Source organism: Bizionia gelidisalsuginis (genome assembly GCF_008086185.1).
Lineage (GTDB): Bacteria > Bacteroidota > Bacteroidia > Flavobacteriales > Flavobacteriaceae > Bizionia > Bizionia saleffrena.
Window position 1 is genome coordinate 46,440 of record NZ_VSKN01000007.1, and the last position, 18,356, is coordinate 64,795.

Annotated in this window: 19 protein-coding genes; 11 read left to right on the forward strand and 8 right to left on the reverse strand. The window is 35.6% G+C overall.

The window, feature by feature from the left end; translation table 11 throughout:
- Nucleotides 1-7: 7 nt before the first annotated feature.
- Nucleotides 8-355, forward strand: coding sequence for a DUF6686 family protein (locus ES677_RS06880; RefSeq protein ID WP_148369247.1), 348 nt, complete (start codon nucleotides 8-10; stop codon nucleotides 353-355).
- Nucleotides 356-416: 61 nt separating this feature from the next.
- On the opposite strand, the gene ES677_RS06885 is transcribed toward ES677_RS06880, so the two are convergent.
- The gene (locus ES677_RS06885; protein WP_148380850.1) at nucleotides 417-971 is read right to left on the reverse strand and encodes a CvpA family protein; all 555 of its coding nucleotides are present in this window, start codon (nucleotides 969-971) and stop codon (nucleotides 417-419) included.
- 171 nt (nucleotides 972-1,142) lie between these two features.
- On the opposite strand from ES677_RS06885, the gene ES677_RS06890 reads away from it, so the two are divergent.
- The 8 genes from ES677_RS06890 (at nucleotide 1,143) to ES677_RS15275 (ending at nucleotide 10,126) form a co-directional block, all read left to right on the forward strand.
- Nucleotides 1,143-1,499, forward strand: coding sequence for a hypothetical protein (locus tag ES677_RS06890; RefSeq protein WP_148369249.1), 357 nt, complete (start codon nucleotides 1,143-1,145; stop codon nucleotides 1,497-1,499).
- Between the two features lie 155 nt (nucleotides 1,500-1,654).
- Nucleotides 1,655-2,671 carry a phenylalanine--tRNA ligase subunit alpha gene (gene pheS, locus ES677_RS06895; protein ID WP_148380851.1) on the forward strand — a complete coding sequence of 339 codons (1,017 nt, stop codon included), beginning with the start codon at nucleotides 1,655-1,657 and terminating at the stop codon, nucleotides 2,669-2,671.
- Nucleotides 2,672-2,812: 141 nt separating this feature from the next.
- Nucleotides 2,813-3,316, forward strand: a complete 504-nt coding sequence (locus ES677_RS06900; RefSeq protein WP_148380852.1) for a GbsR/MarR family transcriptional regulator — start codon at nucleotides 2,813-2,815, stop codon at nucleotides 3,314-3,316.
- Between the two features lie 11 nt (nucleotides 3,317-3,327).
- A complete protein-coding gene (locus ES677_RS06905) occupies nucleotides 3,328-4,449 on the forward strand; it encodes an efflux RND transporter periplasmic adaptor subunit (RefSeq protein WP_148380853.1) in 1,122 nt (373 codons plus the stop codon).
- Nucleotides 4,450-4,453: 4 nt separating this feature from the next.
- A complete protein-coding gene (locus ES677_RS06910) occupies nucleotides 4,454-7,609 on the forward strand; it encodes an efflux RND transporter permease subunit (RefSeq protein ID WP_148380854.1) in 3,156 nt (1,051 codons plus the stop codon).
- A 2-nt stretch (nucleotides 7,610-7,611) separates the two neighbouring features.
- Nucleotides 7,612-9,018, forward strand: a complete 1,407-nt coding sequence (locus tag ES677_RS06915; protein ID WP_148380855.1) for an efflux transporter outer membrane subunit — start codon at nucleotides 7,612-7,614, stop codon at nucleotides 9,016-9,018.
- 516 nt (nucleotides 9,019-9,534) lie between these two features.
- Nucleotides 9,535-9,930, forward strand: a complete 396-nt coding sequence (locus ES677_RS06920; RefSeq protein WP_148369261.1) for a hypothetical protein — start codon at nucleotides 9,535-9,537, stop codon at nucleotides 9,928-9,930.
- A 40-nt stretch (nucleotides 9,931-9,970) separates the two neighbouring features.
- Nucleotides 9,971-10,126 (forward strand): hypothetical protein, encoded by a 156-nt coding sequence (locus tag ES677_RS15275; RefSeq protein ID WP_170234429.1) that lies wholly within the window; start codon nucleotides 9,971-9,973, stop codon nucleotides 10,124-10,126.
- Between the two features lie 189 nt (nucleotides 10,127-10,315).
- Here the strand turns inward: ES677_RS15275 and ES677_RS06925 are convergent, their stop codons facing one another.
- Nucleotides 10,316-11,317, reverse strand: a complete 1,002-nt coding sequence (locus ES677_RS06925; RefSeq protein ID WP_148380856.1) for an NAD(P)H-dependent glycerol-3-phosphate dehydrogenase — start codon at nucleotides 11,315-11,317, stop codon at nucleotides 10,316-10,318.
- Between the two features lie 148 nt (nucleotides 11,318-11,465).
- On the opposite strand from ES677_RS06925, the gene ES677_RS06930 reads away from it, so the two are divergent.
- Nucleotides 11,466-12,416 (forward strand): nicotinic acid mononucleotide adenyltransferase, encoded by a 951-nt coding sequence (locus tag ES677_RS06930; protein ID WP_148380857.1) that lies wholly within the window; start codon nucleotides 11,466-11,468, stop codon nucleotides 12,414-12,416.
- Nucleotides 12,417-12,589: 173 nt separating this feature from the next.
- Entirely contained in the window at nucleotides 12,590-13,075 is a 486-nt protein-coding gene (lysM, locus tag ES677_RS06935) for a peptidoglycan-binding protein LysM (protein ID WP_148380858.1), read from the forward strand.
- Between the two features lie 683 nt (nucleotides 13,076-13,758).
- Here the strand turns inward: lysM and ES677_RS15870 are convergent.
- The 6 genes from ES677_RS15870 to nadD all read right to left on the reverse strand — a co-directional run bounded on the left by ES677_RS15870 (nucleotide 13,759) and on the right by nadD (nucleotide 18,351).
- A complete protein-coding gene (locus ES677_RS15870) occupies nucleotides 13,759-13,983 on the reverse strand; it encodes a PLDc N-terminal domain-containing protein (protein WP_148380859.1) in 225 nt (74 codons plus the stop codon).
- Between the two features lie 209 nt (nucleotides 13,984-14,192).
- Nucleotides 14,193-15,224 carry a TQO small subunit DoxD gene (locus tag ES677_RS06945; protein WP_148380860.1) on the reverse strand — a complete coding sequence of 344 codons (1,032 nt, stop codon included), beginning with the start codon at nucleotides 15,222-15,224 and terminating at the stop codon, nucleotides 14,193-14,195.
- Between the two features lie 32 nt (nucleotides 15,225-15,256).
- Nucleotides 15,257-15,658, reverse strand: coding sequence for a hypothetical protein (locus ES677_RS06950; protein WP_148380861.1), 402 nt, complete (start codon nucleotides 15,656-15,658; stop codon nucleotides 15,257-15,259).
- A 127-nt stretch (nucleotides 15,659-15,785) separates the two neighbouring features.
- A complete protein-coding gene (locus ES677_RS06955) occupies nucleotides 15,786-16,706 on the reverse strand; it encodes a YeiH family protein (protein ID WP_148380862.1) in 921 nt (306 codons plus the stop codon).
- Nucleotides 16,707-16,787: 81 nt separating this feature from the next.
- Nucleotides 16,788-17,669, reverse strand: a complete 882-nt coding sequence (locus tag ES677_RS06960; RefSeq protein ID WP_148380863.1) for a LysR family transcriptional regulator — start codon at nucleotides 17,667-17,669, stop codon at nucleotides 16,788-16,790.
- Between the two features lie 103 nt (nucleotides 17,670-17,772).
- Nucleotides 17,773-18,351, reverse strand: coding sequence for a nicotinate (nicotinamide) nucleotide adenylyltransferase (gene nadD, locus ES677_RS06965; RefSeq protein ID WP_148369281.1), 579 nt, complete (start codon nucleotides 18,349-18,351; stop codon nucleotides 17,773-17,775).
- Between the last annotated feature and the right edge of the window lie 5 nt (nucleotides 18,352-18,356).

Below are 18,356 nucleotides of genomic sequence, written 5' to 3' on the forward strand. Positions count from 1 at the left end.
AAGTATTATGTGCCATAGTCTAAAAATATTATCCAAAGGAAAAAGCGGAAACCTTTCTGTTTGCCATAACTGCGATGTGTATCATTTAGAATTTAACAACTTGTATTTTGAGTTTGACAACGATCAATTTCAGCAATTTCAGCATTTTGTATTGGAAGTCGACAGTGAGTACTGGGAAACCAAGTACGCCCAAGTAGATATTAAGAGAAAAATACCTATACCGTCGGTGCAAGAGAATTTAGTGCTAATGTTTAACCGTCAAGAAATACAAGAGTTAAAAGCGCTAATGCTTTATAAAAAAAGCAATGGTTTTTTATCTGTAGACGATATCGACTACAAACTTATTTTAAATTAATGAGTTTTGGGGTGACTGAGTTTAACAAGCACGAACGATCATTGTAAAACCCAAAAGACAGTTAGGAAGTGGTCTCCACTTCCGTTTCTGGTGTTTCTTCGGGTGTTGTTTCATCGTCAAATAAGTCATCGGCTTCAGTTTTAATAATACGCGGTAAAACTAAGGGCGCCAAACTTTTTACAGGCTCGTAGAGTAATGCGTCTTCTAGCTCTTCTTCAGATAAAAAGGGCAAAGAATTATTCATTGTATTAAAAACAATAAGTAAAATGCTTAGAATCAATCCAATTTTTAAAACGCCGAAGACAGCACCTAGTAAGCGGTTTAAAATTCCTAAAGCAGCAAAATTGGCGAGTTTGGTTAACGCTTTTCCTGCAATAGAAATCACCACAATAATCACCACAAAAGTAATAGCGAATGCGGTTACATTAATGGTTTGCTCGTCCCATTCTGTTTTGTTTTCTAAAAAAGAACCGGCGAAATGACTAAAATGAATTGCCCCATAAACCCCAGCGACCAAAGCAACCAGTGAGGCAATCTCTACAAATAATCCTTTCATAAAACCACGCACCAAACCAAACAGTAATAAGGCCGCCAATACAATATCAATAACACTCATAATACACCAGAATTTTAACAAATATAAATTAACTTTGCCACTGCAACCAAATACCTTTGTGTTTAAGGTTGTAGAAACCCATTTTAGCACTTAAAACCACTGTTTTTTGTTGCCAGAATGTAAAAGGAATATAAATAATTAAAGAAATTTCCTAAACATAGGAATCACTATATGTCAAGAGACACAGAATTAAAAGAACGCTGGGAATTGCTGGTATTAAAGCTATCCAACCAGTTTGCAGACGGAGATCCGTTAGAGTTAGACGCCATAATTTACCTGGTTGGCGTACAAGAATTAGGGCAGTTACATCGCAGCTTTAAAAAAGACCATAAACTCGATTTAATGCACATAGCAATTTGTAAATTACTAAGCCCATACGGCTATTACAAACTCGATTATGTCGACGATGAAGGCTGGCCACATTACACAATAGAAGAAGAATTACCACATTTAAAAGCTGGAGAACAAAGCGTTTTAATGAAAGAAGCATTGGTAAATTACTTTGTAGAAAACGACTTTATAAATTAGCAATTAGGGCGTTACCCAAAGGGTCAGGCTATTCGCTAAATCTTTTTGCGAAAAAGCAAAAAGGATATCGCTGCTATCCTTAACGCAAAAACCACAATAAATCAGTAAATTTGCAGCCATTTTAATTACTAAGTGACCGGTAATCACAAGATATTATGATAGATAAGATAAAAGAACTTATAGCAGAAGCAGATGCTTTTACAACACAGTCTCAAGAAGAAGTAGAGGCTTTTAGAATAAAATTTTTAGGCAAAAAAGGACTCCTTAATACGTATTTTGCCGAGTTTAAAAATGTGGCAAACGATCAGAAAAAAGAATTTGGTCAAGCCATAAATCAGTTAAAAAACACGGCCCAAGATAAAGTTAACACCTTAAAAGAAGGGTTAGCAAATTCAGAAGAAGCTGTTTCTAGTGGCGACCTGTCAAGACCAGGCGATCCTGTTTCTATTGGAGCAAGACATCCTATTTCTATAGTTAAAAACCAAATTATCGATATCTTTTCTAATATCGGTTTTAACGTTAGTGAAGGTCCGGAAATAGAAGACGATTGGCATAACTTTACCGCATTAAACTTGCCAGAATACCATCCGGCACGCGATATGCAAGACACGTTTTTTATTCAAACCAATCCCGATATTTTATTGCGTACGCACACCAGTTCTGTGCAAGTGCGTTATATGGAAAATAACGTACCACCTATTCGTACTATTTCACCGGGACGTGTCTACAGAAACGAGGCGATTTCGTCCCGTTCTCACTGTTTCTTTCATCAAGTAGAAGGTTTGTATATCGATAAAGATGTTAGTTTTGCAGATTTAAAACAAACGCTTCAGTATTTCACTACAGAAATGTTCGGGAAATCTAAAATTAGACTCCGTCCGTCGTACTTTCCATTTACAGAGCCAAGTGCAGAAATCGATGTGTATTGGGGGCTAGAAACAGAAACCGATCATAAGATTACAAAAGGTACAGGGTGGTTAGAAATTGGAGGTTGTGGTATGGTAGATCCTAATGTTTTAAAAAACTGTAACATCGATCCAGAAGAATATTCAGGGTTTGCTTTTGGAGTTGGAATAGATCGTATTGCGATGCTGTTGCACCAAATTAGCGATATTAGATTATTAAGTGAAAACGATGTGCGCTTCTTAGAGCAATTTAAAAGTGCTTTATAAACCGTACTCATAGCTTTATTATAGACTTAAAACCGATAGCAATATCGGTTTTTTTATTTAACATTTTTTTAACTTCGCTTAGTTCGGGGTAAACCGAACGTGTTGTATTTTTGCGTTCTTATTAAAAAATTAAAGACGTAAATGACCAACCCTATTTGTGACAAGAAAAGTGAACTCGTCGAGAAGTTGGGGGTTCATATGGAAAACACAGAGCATCTCGCTCCTGTGGCTGCCAGAATTTTAGCTTATATCATTCTTACAGGAAAAGTGGGTGCTACCTTCGAAGATCTCGTTTTACGTTTATGTGCAAGTAAAAGTACTATCTCTACACATTTACATCATCTACAAGATTTAAGCAAAATACAGTACTTTACTAAAGTGGGAGATCGTAAAAAGTACTTTGTAATTAATCCAGACAAGATTTTACAAAAGATTGATGATATGCTCTCTACTTGGGGTGAAGAAAAACAATTACACGTAGAAGTAAAAAGTTACAAGGAATCTATAAATGCTTTAGAGCAAATTACTCCGGCAGAAACTTTCGACTTAAGTTTTCATAATGATTATATCCAATTTATAGACGAAGCATCAGCCTCGATGAGACAATTAAAAATAAAAATAGACAATAATAAATCTGAAATATAAACGCCAAGACAATGAAAATTAATTCAATACAAAATCTAGTCGTGCTAAGTTTAGTGCTTATTTTATCAAGCTGTGGCAAAAACGAACCACAACAAAAGGCACCGCAAGTATTACCATTCCCGGTGTTTACAGTAGGGCATAAAACGATAACATCTTACAATAGTTTCCCAACTCGAATTGAGGGGGAAATAAATAGTGATGTTAGACCAAAAATTTCGGGATACATAAAAAATGTATTGGTAGAAGAAGGTGAAATTGTAAAACAAGGTCAGTTATTATTCAAATTAGAAACGGCTTCTTTAAGCCAGGATGCCGAAGCTTCAAAAGCGAATGTAAATGCGGCACAAGTTGAGGTGGATAAACTAAGACCGTTAGTAGAAAAAAACATTATTAGTAACGTACAACTGGAAACGGCAAAAGCGCGATTAGCACAAGCAAAAAGTAGTTATAACGGTGTTACTGCCAATATTAATTATGCCAATGTAAAAAGTCCGGTAGACGGTGTTGTCGGTTCTATAAATTTCAGAAAGGGCGCTTTAGTAAGTGCTCAAGACCCTATGCCTATAACTAATGTCTCTTCTATTGAAAATGTGATCGCGTATTTCTCAATGAACGAAAAACAATTTATAGAGTTTATGGCTGCAGCCGAAGGGGAATCGTATCAAGATAAAATTGCAAAATTCCCGAAAGTGAAATTAAAATTAGCAAATGATGCGTTTTACGAACAAGAAGGAACGATAGAAACCATTAGAGGAGATGTCAACCAACAAACCGGAACGATAACGTTTAGAGCTAAGTTTTCAAATAAAGCAGGTTTACTTAGAAATGGAAGTAGCGGAACCGTTTTAGTGCCCAAAACGTTTAAAAATGCTATAGTAGTTCCAGCAGAATCGACATTTGAAAAACAAGGAAAGTACTACGTTTATCGTGTTCAAGGCGATTCTTTAATAGTTAAGACTATTTCGGTAAAAGCAACAACCAACCGATTATATATTATCGACAGCGGTATAGAAGAAGGTGAAACTATATTAGCAAAAGGAATTAATAAAGTAGGCCCTGGAAGTAAAATAAAACCTATACCAATGGCAATGGATAGTATTATAAATTCATTTAATACCGTTTTTAAATCGTAAAAGTATGTTTAAGAAATTTATAGAAAGACCGGTATTATCCACGGTCATATCCATCGTCATAGTTATTTTGGGAGTCTTAGGATTAACCCAATTACCAGTAACTCAATATCCTGATATTGCACCGCCAACGGTACAAGTAAATGCGTCTTACCCAGGGGCGAACGCAGAAACGATACTAGAAAGTGTTATTGTGCCTATCGAGGAACAAATTAATGGTGTGGAGGGCATGACATACATAACCTCTACAGCGAGTAACTCGGGGTCTGCCTCTATTCAAGTGTTTTTTGAGCAAGGTTACGATGCAGATATTGCAGCGGTAAACGTTCAGAACAGAGTGTCTCGTGCTAATGCCTTATTACCATCTGAGGTAACACGTGCAGGAGTTATTACAGCTAAACAACAAAATTCAGCATTATTATATGCGGCTTTATATTCTGAAAACCCCGAATACGACGATACCTATATTCAGAATTATTTAAATATTAATGTCATCCCAGAACTACAACGTATTAACGGTGTGGGAGCGGTAAATGTTTTTGGAGCTAAAAATTACGCGATGCGTATTTGGTTGGATCCAGCAAAAATGGCGGCTTATAAGTTAGAGCCCAAAGAGGTTACACAAGCTATTAATGAGCAAAGTTTAGAAGCGGCCGCTGGATCTCTAGGTCAGAATGCAGGGAAATCTTTCGAGTATGTTATAAAATATAAAGGCCGTTATAAAACCGCCAAGGAATATGGTAATGTCGTTGTAAAAGCTTTAGGTAACGGTCAGTATTTAAGAGTTAAAGACGTTGCTAAGGTAGAGCTTGACGCGTTTTCTTATTCTTCGTTATCCCGTTCTAAAGGGTTTCCAGCACTAAACTTTGGTGTGTTTCAAACGCCAGGGTCTAATGCACAAGATATTATTGAAGATATTTATGAGAAGTTAGATGAATTAAAAGAAGATTTCCCGGAAGGAATCGATTACTTAGTTAATTACGATACCAATAAATTCTTAACGGCATCTATCGGAAAAGTAAAAACCACTTTAATCGAAGCCTTTTTATTGGTGTTTCTTGTAGTGTTTATCTTTTTACAAGATTTTAAATCTACTTTAATACCAGCGATTGCAGTTCCTGTTTCAATTATAGGAACCTTCTTTTTCTTAAATGTTTTTGGGTATTCTATAAACCTATTAACGCTGTTCGCTTTAATTCTCGCCATTGGTATTGTAGTCGATGATGCCATTGTGGTCGTCGAGGCTGTTCACGCTAAATTGGAAGGCGGCTATACAGATGCTAAAAAAGCGTCTATTTCGGCGATGAGCGAAATTAGCGGCGCGATCGTATCGATTACTTTAGTAATGATGGCGGTATTTGTTCCGATTACCTTCATTAAGGGCCCCTCAGGAGTGTTTTATGAACAATTTGGGGTGACTTTAATTATTGCTATATTTATTTCAGCATTAAATGCATTAACCTTAACACCTGCTTTGTGTGCTATTTTCTTAAAACCACGTAAAGACAGTCCTAATAAAAAGAAAAGTGTTTTACAACGCTTTTACGATGCTTTTAATGCAGGATTTAATGCGACAACCAATAAATACGTAGCTTCATTAGGTTTTTTATTAAAGCATAAGTGGATTACAGTAGTAATATTAGGAATTAGTGTTTTCGGTATTTTCTGGATGAATAATAATATCCGTACAGGATTTGTACCCACAGAAGACCGTGGTGTTATTTTTATGAATGCGGAATTGCCTCCAGGGTCGTCGTTAGATCGCTCCTTTGAAGTAACGGAAAAACTATACGAAAGCATTAAGAACATAAAAGGAATTAAAGGCGCTTCGTTTATTAGTGGTCGAAACTTCTTCTCTGGTGAAGGAAGCTCGAATGCAATGGGCTTTATAATTCTTGAAGGGTGGGAAGACCGGACGACGGAAGACGAATCTGTAGACGCTATTATCGGACAATTATTTGGGAAGTCAGCGATGATTCCGGATGCTAAAATTTTGTTTTTCACACCTCCAAGTGTCCCAGGTTTTGGTAGTGCTGATGGTTTTGAAATGCGATTATTAGATCGTGCAGCCAACCCGTTAACAGAACTAGATGCGACAGCAACCGAATTTGTAGGTCTGCTAAATCAACAACCCGAAATTGGTTTCGCATCGAATTCATTCAGTACTAATTTTCCGCAATTAGAGTTAGATATAAATATCGAGCGTGCCGAAGAAGCCGGTATCGCAACCAGTTCAATTTTATCTGCATTGCAAGGGTATATTGGTGGTAATTATGTGGCCGATTTTAGTCGCTTTGGTAAACAGTTCCGCGTGTTTGTACAAACGCTACCGGAAGATAGAACAGACGAAGAGAGCTTAAACAGTATGTTTGTAAAAACACCCAGTGGTGAGATGACTCCAATTTCGCAATTTGTAACCTTAAACAGAACTTATGGGCCGCAAACTGTAAACCGTTTTAACTTGTTTAACGCTGTTACGGTAAACGGTTCTACAGCGCCAGGGTATAGTTCGGGAGATGCGATTGCTAAAATTAATTCGCTGGCAAAAGAAAGTCTGCCAGAAGGTTATAAAGTAGAATATTCAGGAATTACAAGAGAGGAGATTGCCTCTTCTGGTCAGTCAACTGTTATTTTTATGATTAGTATTCTGTTCGTGTATTTCTTTTTAGCGGCACAATACGAGAGTTATTTTTTACCATTAGCAGTCATTCTATCGTTACCAATTGGTGTCGCTGGGGCGTATTTAACAACTTATTTCTCAGGCTTGGAGAATAATATTTATTTTCAAATTGCTTTAATAATGCTGTTGGGTCTGTTAGCTAAGAATGCGATTTTAATTGTAGAGTTCGCTATTCAAAGACGACAACAAGGCTTGTCGCTTGTTGATGCGGCCATCGATGGTGCAAAAGTAAGATTGCGTCCTATTTTAATGACGTCTTTCGCCTTTATCTTAGGGTTATTACCTCTAGTTTTAGCAAAAGGAGTCGGTGCAGAAGGAAACAATTCTATTGGAACTGGTGCCGCTGGAGGGTTATTAATAGGAACCATTGTTGGGGTATTTATTATACCAGTATTGTATGTGGTTTTCCAATGGTTACAAGAACGCTTTACGGGTGCTCCAGTAGTAGAGAACACGAATGAAACACCTTCAGAAATTAATTAATTATGAGAAAACAAAGTTTATATAATATAGTCCTTTTATTAGGTGCGTCTTTTGTGTTAACCTCTTGCTTTGTTGCAAAAGAATACGAACGACCAGCTTTACAAGAAACGGAAGCGTTATACCGTACCGATAATTTGCCAACCGATAGTTTATCGATGGCTGAGGTGTCGTGGACCACGATGTTTACAGATCCGTATTTAAAGCAGTATATAGAAGAAGGCTTACAGAATAATATTGATGTAAGAATCGCTCTTCAGCAACTCGCAGCTGCCGAAGCTTATGCTTTACAAGGCAAAGCGGGCTATTTCCCTACGCTAAGTGCGGGAGCGAGTATTACACACCAAGAATTGTCTAAAAACAGTCAATTTGGAGCGTTTTTGGCGGATACCTCTACCGATCAGTTTGATTTAACAGCTAATTTATCTTGGGAAGCAGATATTTGGGGTAAAATAAGAAGTAATAAGCGGGCGACACAAGCGGCTTATTTACAAAGTGTTGCAGGACATCAAGCCGTAAAAACGCAACTTATTTCTAGTATTGCTATCGCCTATTACAATTTATTGGCTTTAGATACTCAGTTAGAGATTACTAAGCAAACAATTTTAACGCGAGATAGTAGTGTGGTTACTATTAAGGCACTAAAAGACGCCGGGCAAGTTACGCAAGTAGCAGTAGACCAGAATATCGCACAATATAATAATGCAAAAGCGTTGCAAATAGACTTAGAAACGGCAATCTTTAAGATGGAGAATACCTTGAGCATTTTGTTGGGAAAAGGGCCTCAAGAATTTGAAAGAAGCACTTTAGGCGTTCAAGATATCGATGAAGACATTCGTTTGGGAGTGCCAGCAACTTTATTAAGTAATCGCCCAGATGTTATGGCGGCAGAATACGGTTTAATACAATCGTTTGAGCTGACTAATGTCGCACGTAGTAATTTTTACCCGTCGCTTAAATTAACGGCTACGGGCGGATTTCAAAGTCTGGAATTAGATAAGTTATTAAGTGCAAACTCACTTTTTGCATCGCTTGTTGGTGGTTTAACGCAACCGTTATTTAATCAGCGAAAAATAAAGACTCAAAATGAAGTGGCTATTGCCCAACAAGAGCAAGCTTTACTGCAATTTAAGAAAATACTATTAGTGGCAGGAACAGAAGTGTCTAATGCCTTATACACCTACGAAGCTGAAACTAAAAAAATAGAATTTAGAGAATTGGAAGTCGCAGCATTAAAGAACGCTGAAGCCAATTCTGAAGAATTGCTTAAAAACGGTTATGCCAATTATTTAGATTTATTAACGGCAAGACAAAGTGCGTTAAGTGCCGAATTAAATAGTGTAGACAGTAAATTACAGCAACTCATTGCTATGGTTAATTTATATGAAGCTTTAGGTGGCGGTTGGAAATAAGTAAATGAAGAAACAGAAAAGCGATTTTTTGGAAGGTTCAATTCTGAACGTCCAAAATTACAAAGCGTATGTTTTAATCGATTAGTTTACAACTGAAATTAAAGAAATTACAGAGCAACACACTAACGTGGGTAGTGTATCTATTATTTTAATTTATAAAAGAGGGTTTTGAGTAGTAAAATACTTAAAACCCTCTTTTCTGTTTGCAATAAAAAGGAATTACCACACGTGGATTTGGCTATAGAAGTCTTTAGAAAATATTTATTATTTGCTCTTGTGTTTATAGAGCTTAGAGTAACCTAAAGCGGAAGGACACCTAAGGCTAGCTATAAATATAAAATTAATTCCTGAGTTGTGCTTTATAAGAATTGGAGCCCTTGCTTTTAAGTAAAATTCTCTTTTTAACGCCTTGGCTTTAAACGTTATTTTAGAGCATAGTATAATCTGTCATTTAAGAGCGATAATAACGGTACCGTATTCTAGCCCTTATTTTGAATAAATTTGTATTTTTGCAGTATGAAAAAAGATATCGAAATTCCAAAAGTTGAAGGTGTTTATGTGGCTATTGTCAACGAATACAACGCGATTTATAAAACGCAGGACTGGAACGCTTACATTATTAATGACAATGATGCCGATCTAGAAATGGTAATTATTGTTACCGATGGCTATTCGGAAAGCAAGATAACGTCTAAGTTTCGCAAGAAAGTAGAGGTGCTACCAAAAAAGAGTTACGCTAAAATTGAAATGATTCAAGAAGAATTATTTACGTTAAACAATCAATTTAAAGTCACCTATTTTAAAGACAACACGATGTTCGATAAGGTGTACACGTTTAAAAAGAATACTATTAATTTAGAGGCCTTGCAAGCGGTGCCGCTTATGGAAGCTCGCGGTGTTGTTGCCAAGTAATGGGAGCAGTGCTGTTACGTAAATTACATAAACACAGAGAATGAAAAAAATAAGCGCTATTGGGTTTAATTTAGTGGTAGTAGGCGCTATTGTACGCTTTTATTTCGATAGTGACGGCATCGACTTTATTACTGGGTTTTTATTAGGGGCGGGCATTGCTTTAATAGTAGTAGGACTAATTAAAAAGAAAGTCTAAATCTTTTAAAATAAGTTTTAAATAATTAATGATAATCTTAAACCCTAAAACAGTCTCGTTTTACGTAAATCTCCGCGTTAGGGATTGCGGCAGAAATCCTTTTGGCGTGGGACGAGCCAAAAGATTGGAGCGTAAAGCCCGACCTTTGGTAACGCCCAAAAAGCAAATGTAAATCGGTTTAAGGTGTTACTAATCGAGTTTGTCGGCGAGTTTTATAAATTCTTTTTTAGGATCTTTCCCTTGGTATAGAATATTGTAAACGGCGTCTATAATATGAATTTTGGTTTTCTTTTTATTATTTTGATTAATTAAGTAAGCGCTTTTGGTAGCATAATAGCCTTCGGCAACCATACTCATTTCCATTTGTGCCGATTTTACGGTGTAGCCTTTTCCAATCATATTACCGAACATACGGTTTCTAGAAAATAAAGAGTAACCAGTAACGAGCAAATCGCCTAAGTACGCCGAGTTGTTAATGTTGCGTTTCATTTTATGTTTTTTCTTTATAAAACGCTTCATTTCGCGAATGGCGTTACTCATTAACACACTTTGGAAATTGTCGCCATAGCCCAATCCGTGAGCAATACCGGCGGCTATGGCATAAATATTTTTAAGCATAACGGCGTATTCGGTACCAATGACGTCGTCGCTAATTTTTGTTTTAATATAATCGCTAGACAGGGCGTTGGCAATGTATTGCGCTTTGGTAGCGTCGTCGCACGAGATGGTGAGGTACGAAAGACGCTCTAAAGCGACTTCTTCTGCGTGGCAAGGGCCAGCAATGACAGCGATGTTCTCGAAAGGTACATTATAGGTGTCATGAAAATGCTCGCCTAAAAGCAAACCAGTTTCTGGAATAATACCTTTTATTGCCGAAACGACTGTTTTATTGGTGATGTCGACCGTTAATTTTTCTAATTCTGAATAGATAAAAGCAGAGGGAATAACAAATATTAAAACATCGGCATAGTTAGCGATTTCGTTAATATCGTTACTTAGTTTTAATTGCTCTAAACGAAACTCTACAGAGCTTAAGTAACTAGGGTTGTGCTGCTCCTTAATTAAATGTTCTTTTGCATACACACTGCGCATATACCAGCCTACCTCGGCTTGGTTCTCGCATAACATTTTTACTATTGCAGTGGCCCAACTTCCAGATCCAAAAACGGCATATTTTAATTCGTTGCTCATATTCTCTTTTTAAAACCTATGGTGTCTTTAAAGTAAGCTTCAAAAATACAAAAATATTAATGATAGCTAAACCCTTGTTGCAATAGCTTTTCTATTTCTGGCACAACTTTTGAAAAACGTTAAATAGCAATCCATAAAAACGACAGTTATGAAACAATTAAAACGAATTCTTGGTGTAGTGCTTTTGGCACTAGTAGTAACGTCTTGCCAAACCGATGTAATTGTTCAAGACGATTATGTACAAACGACGCCACCGCCGTTATCTTTAAATCAAGTATTAAATTCTTACGAGCTTTGGTATGTAGATATTAATGAAACTATAGGGTATGGAGAAACACCGTTTTTACAAATCGCATTTACCGTATCGTTTAGAAATGGCGTATTGTATGCAAATAATAATTTAGTGGGTATTGGCAGTCAAGGCAACGGCTTTGGTATTGCGATAGGGTATTACGACGCGTATAATAGAATTTTAGATACCGATCATGACATTGACGGTTTTGATACTTTTGATGTGTATCAAATAGATTATAATACCATTGAATTATATAACCCGTATACGGATACGTCTTATTTTTTAAACGGATCGCAGCGTGCAACATTTGATTATGATTATGTGTTTTATGATAATATTCATTATTTTTTACAAGAATATGAAGCTTGGGAGAAAACATTTACTAGTAATTATGGTGCATTAAATGCTTTTGATGATGAAAACTATTTACAGTTTTTAGCAGGAGGTAACGATGTAACCTTTAGAAGCTCTCAAGACGTGGCTAACACACCTCAAAACTCATTATATTGGGATTATACAGGAGTTTATGGCGTTGGAGATGTAGTGGGGAATAGGTACTTAAAAACGCTAACTCTCGATTATGATTATTTCGATAATGAATTTTTTGAGTTGGATGTTAAAAACGACCAAACTATAGAACTTTTTCATGCCGATTCTGGAACGCTTTATAGATTTAAAGGTCGCGGATATATTCAGTATTTAAAAGAGGGCACGACTATAAATACCACTAAAACCTCGGGAGATAAAAAAAGAAAGCAGCGCACAATTAAAAAAGAAAATGCGCGTAACAGTACAAGAAATTAATAATTTTTTATTAATTAGATAAACCTAAAACTACTCAGCCTAAAATGGTTAAGTAGTTTTTTTTGTTGTTTAGTCGCTATTAATTCCTCTTAATAATAGGAATTGAAAAAGATTTTTTTAAACTTTACAACAAGCAAGCACACGAATTATTAACGATAAAATCAATAAACATTATGGGATTATTTTCATTTATTAAAAATGCAGGAGCCAAAGTATTTGGAATAGGAAAAACAGATAAAGAAGAACAAGCCGAAGCGGAAGCAGCAGAATTAAAATTAGAGGAAATGGCTGCTATAAAATTAAAAGAGACAGTGCAAGATCTCGATTTAAAGGTCGAAGGACTTACTATTTTAATTGATGACGATAAAGCGACACTATCTGGTAAAGCGGCAGACCAATCGACGCGCGAAAAAGTGATTTTAGTAGTGGGTAATAGTGATGGAATAGCGACAGTAGACGACCAAATGACGGTAGAGCATAAAGAGCCAGAAGCGCAGTTTTATACTGTGGTTAGTGGTGATACGCTAGGTAAAATAGCGAAAAAATATTATGCTAACGCAATGAAATATCCAGTAATTTTTGAAGCAAATAAACCAATGCTTAGCGATCCAGACAAAATTTATCCAGGTCAAGTATTACGTATTCCTGCTTTGGATTAGTTCTTAAAACACGAATAAAAAAAAGTCATCTCTAATAGAGTTGGCTTTTTTTTTGATTATTATGTAATAAGAATATTTATCGAGGGAAGTTTTTATACGATTACTGTTTATTAAGTACCTGTAAAAAACAGAATGTAGAACCTATAAATGGAATGCCTAAGATAATGCAAATCCAGATTGTTCTGTTTAGTTTTTTTTGCTCGTTTTTGTTTACAAACCATATGCTAAGGGTAATGTAGCCAATTAAAGATGTAAATATCAGTAGTAAGGGTATTGGGTTCACTGCGTCATAGTTTTTATATTTTATTCAAAATTATAACATAATAACGTGCTAGAAGATGACTTTTGTTAGCTTCCGGCATTTTTATATTTTTTATGAAAAATAGGAGGCGTGTCAACTTTATCACATATTCTCAATGTCTAAGTATAAGCGCGTGTTTGGAGCGGAAACGGTTCTGTATATTGTTTTTTTGGCTAAGCCCCATATTATAACTCTTAAAAATATAAGTAAATAACGCTACGCTTTTATAGGTAGTGAGGACTCTCGTAATATTTAAAGTGAATGGCTTAAATGTGGTCTTTAATAATGCCTTAGCGTTTGCTCTCTTGTGTATTAAGGCCTTTTAAGTGGGTTGGATGTGTGTTAATTTATTTTTGTGTTAATCAGTATCATAGAATAAAAATTAGGGTGTATTTTTTGGGCTTATTTCTGTACTGCCGCTGTCTATAAAGTACTTTAAAAAATAAATTGTAGAGCCTAAAAATGGCAGACCTAAAATAAGGCAAATCCATATTATTCTGTTTAATTTTTTTTGCTCGTTTTTGAATACAAACCAAATACTAAGGGCGATATATCCAATTAAAGATGCAAATATAAGTAGTAAAGTTAAGGGGTTTACTGCTTTCATATCTATTAATTTTGTGCAAAGCTATCGGATTGGAAAGGGTTAATAGTGCTGTTAATCGGTTTTTTCTGCCGTTTGTCTAAAACACGTCTTTTTTATGCTTTTTCATTACGGCAAAAACCGTAATTGTATGAAAAACCCTACTTTTTAAAAAGAAGAATAATCAAAAAAGCCCAACGTAGATGCGTTGGGCTTTTATTATAGTATAAAAATTAATTCGAAATAGTAATAGTTTCATTCCAAACAGTACCGCTAATATCGGTAAGGGACACGGTGTAGTCGCCAGACGGTAAATTTGCTAATGCGTTGTCTTTAATAGATAGCGTCGCTTTTGCGCCTAAAGGAATAATCATACTGTGTTTTCCTGGTTTTACTTTGGTAACATAGACGTTATTAATACTTTCTTTAGGGAATTGCGATAAGCGCGCACCATCTAATTTTATAAGTGTTTCGCCGGCCTTATTTTTTAAATCTATTTGAATTAAAAAAGAACCATATACATCTACACCCTCAACTCTAAATACTTGAAAAGATAGCGTGTTGTCGTTTATGACTCCTTGGCTAAGTTCTATTTTAGGCTTAACAGATTTATTGTGTAACGTTCCCCAAACACCGCCGTGAAAATATTGGTTTGTAAATAGCGTAAGGCCTAAAATTAAAAACGAGCCAGCAAATACTATTTTATGTAATACGTTCAATTTAATTGGTAAAACTCCAGAGCCTAACCAGTTAAAGGCTTTCGACGTGGTTATTTTAGATTTGTTTTTAAGTAATAAATAATCTAACGAGTACTTACCACTTCCCGAAAGGAAAATAGTAAATCCAGTTGCGATACCTAATACTCCAATTTGCCACTCATCTAAGCACGTGGTACCAATCCAGCCGGAGCCTAATAAAATACCCATAGCGAGGCCAAATACGCCAATACTCATAAGGCGTGTAAACAGTCCAAGCATCATACATAGGCCAACGATAGCCTCAACAATAGTAAAACTTGCCATAGCCCACCATAAGGCTTCCGGGTGTGTTACTAAATATTCAATGATAGGTTTTATACCAAGTGCGTTTGGTAAAAAGTGATTAAATTTTTCTCCAATATAACCAGCGGTTTCAGGGTCTAGTTTGTTGTCTAAAATGAGACGACGCCAGAAGGCTGAAAAATAAGTCCATCCTACAACTAAACGTAGGGATATAGTAAAAAGACCAGCCATATTATACGACTGTAGTATTTTTTGATCTTGCATTTTAATAAATTTTATAGTAAAAGAATAGTGATTTAAACGAAGGTAAAAGCGTCTAAATCGTAAATTTTAAGTCTTTTATATAAAATGTATAGTGGGGGTTGTACGTTAAGACCAACAGGATGCTCCACCCAAAATGAGGCTTTACGTTTTGTGTTAGTGTTGAATAAACGATGTGAAAAAGATGTAGAAAGAGTTTTTTTAATGTCTTTTTTCGTCGCTTGTTTTGTTTCTGTTTGTGCTTGGTGCTCCCAAATATTACAAATATTTAATTGAGGTGCTGCCGATTTACTTTTGTGAAGTGATTTTGAAACGTCAACTTCTAGAGCATTTTGTAGTGCGCCTTTCACCGAGCAGGGCGAAAGTAATAACAGCAAAGCTAGTAACGGAAGGGCTACTAGTTTTAATTTACTTATTTTTATGCGTTGCGTTTTCATTTTTTAAATCAGAAACCCCATCTTTTACACTTGTTTTTTTTTGTGTTTAAATCCATTGCCGAATCTCGGTTTTTTTTTCGATGTGTCAAAATCAACGCGTGTTAAAAAATGTTTAAATAATAGACCTTTAGTTTAGAATGTAAAGTAATGAGAAGATTGCAATAAACAGCCATAATGATACGGCCAATACTATGGGTTTAATTCCCGTTGATTTTAAATCTTTAATTGAAATTGTAGAGCCGACTAAAAATAATGTTAGAATTAAAAGACGCTTAGAAATTACAACAATACTGCCAGTGATAGTCTCAGGAAGAATATGGAAGCTGTTAATGACTATAGCTCCAATAAACAGTAAAATAAAATAAGGGATTTTAATTTTTTCGCCTTTTGTTTTAAACATAAACATTGAGAAAATCGATAATGGAATTATCCAAAGTGTTCTCGATAGTTTAACCGTGGTTGCAATACGGAGCGCATCGTCTCCATAACTTAAAGCAGCACCAACTACCGAGCTCGTGTCGTGAATAGCTATAGCGCACCATAAACCAAATTGTTCTTGTGTTAATTGAAATAAATGCCCTAGTGGAGGGAAAACAAGTAAAGCGATAGAGTTTAGCAAGAAAATGATACCTAATGCAATACTAATAATCTCACTTTTTGCTTTTATTACGGGGGCAATCGCTGCAATGGCACTACCACCGCAAATAGAAGTGCCTGAAGTAATTAAATGCCCCAGTTTTTTGTCTATTTTAAAAGCACGCGTTAAGAATATACCTAGGGTTACCGTTAAAACTATAGAGTAAAAAGTAAGCGCTAGTCCGTCTCTACTGGTTTCTATGGTTTCTTTTAAAAACATCCCGAAACCTAAACCTACTACTGCTATTTTTAATAAATAACTTATTACTTTCTGACTTTCAGCTTTAAAAGGATTCTTACAAATTAAGGTGAATACAAATCCCAATAATAAAGCAATTGGGCTCTCTACTAGTCCTGATAATGTTACAATTCCAAGGAGGAAAAAAATAACTTTTGGTATCTGCGTTTTCATAACTGTTGTAATATAGGCGCAAAGTTACGGCAGAGATATAACTGTTAAGCACATTAAAAAGCTATTGTATATAACTAAAAGTTATGAGTAGTTGTTTCTAATAAACTTTTCGACGCTATCCATTACTTTAGATTGATACCCCGTGCGGCACACAAAATGAAACCAGCGCTCCATTGTTAAATCTGAAATATCTATAATTCTAAGCTTGTTGTTTTTTAAGTCTTCACTTACCGCATTAATCGATATTAGCGCGTAATTGTCCGAATTATAAAGATAGTTTTTTATAGCCTCCGTACTGTTTAAAGTCACGACCGTATTTAACGCAGTAATCCCTTTTTTATTTAAAAATTCATATATAATATTACGTGTTCCCGAACCAAATTCGCGTTCAATAATTGGTAACTGTTGTAATATTTCTAGAGTAATAACACCGTTTTTAAACGCGGTATTATTAGCATTGGTAACCAATACAATTTCGTCTTTTAGAAACGGTTTAAACTGAAGCTTTTTATGTGATTCTTTGCCTTCTGTAATCCCAAAATCTAAGTGCTGGTTAAGCAGAAGCACTTCAATATCCTCCGAATTGCCGCTTTTTATTTTAAACCGCGTTTCAGGATAGTGTACTCTAAAATTGGCTATAATTTTAGGAATAATATAAGTTGCTAGTGTGCTGCTTACTCCAAAAGTGATGTCTTTAGGAAGCGCCTCTTTTTCATTTAAAAACTGATTATCGATTTCAGAAAAAATGTTTAAAATCTTATTTACGTACTCCAAAAACACTTTTCCGTTATCGGTGAGCTCTATCGAGTTGCGGTGTCTTAGGAAAAACGTAGTTTTGTAATCGTCTTCTAAATTTCTAACGGCTTTAGAAACGGCAGGCTGAGAAATATACAATTGCTCGGCAGCTTTGGTAAAACTTAAATGATAAGCAACGGTTTTAAAAACATGTAACTTCGTTCTCATTTTAGATTTAGTTTAAGCGGTTCACGAACTCTTATTATTCGGCTGAAAGATGCCGTTAACATTTCGTCTTAAGTCTTATAAATTATAATAAATAATTCTCAAATTAGCTGTAAAAATGCATATCATCGACGTACTTCCAAACGTGTTCTGGTAATAATGGCCTGATGTTTTTACCTTCTTTAATTGCTTTACGAATATAGGTTGATGACAATTGCATAATGGGAGCTTCAACCTTGTGAATTTGTGGATGATCGCTAAGTGACGTATCAGTAGTGCCTTCGGCAATTCTCGGGTACACATAGATATTATGATGCTCTAAAATAAGTGCGTAGTTTTTCCATTTATGAAACCCTTTTAAATTGTCTTCACCCATAATCAATGAAAACTGATTATTAGGATGTTTTTCTTTTAAATAGGCGAGTGTATTTATGGTGTAATTAGGCTGCGGCAAATTAAACTCGATAGCGCTAGGCATTAAATTATCGTAGTCTTTGGTGGCTAAATGTACCATTTCTAAACGGTCGTAGTTATCCAGAAGTGAAGTTTTCTTTTTAAAGGGACTGTGTGGTGTCACTACAAACCAGACTTGGTCTAAATCGCTGTTTTCTGCCATTTGGTGTGCTATAATTAAATGCCCAACGTGGATGGGGTTAAAAGAACCAAAAAATAGACCTATATTCATAATAC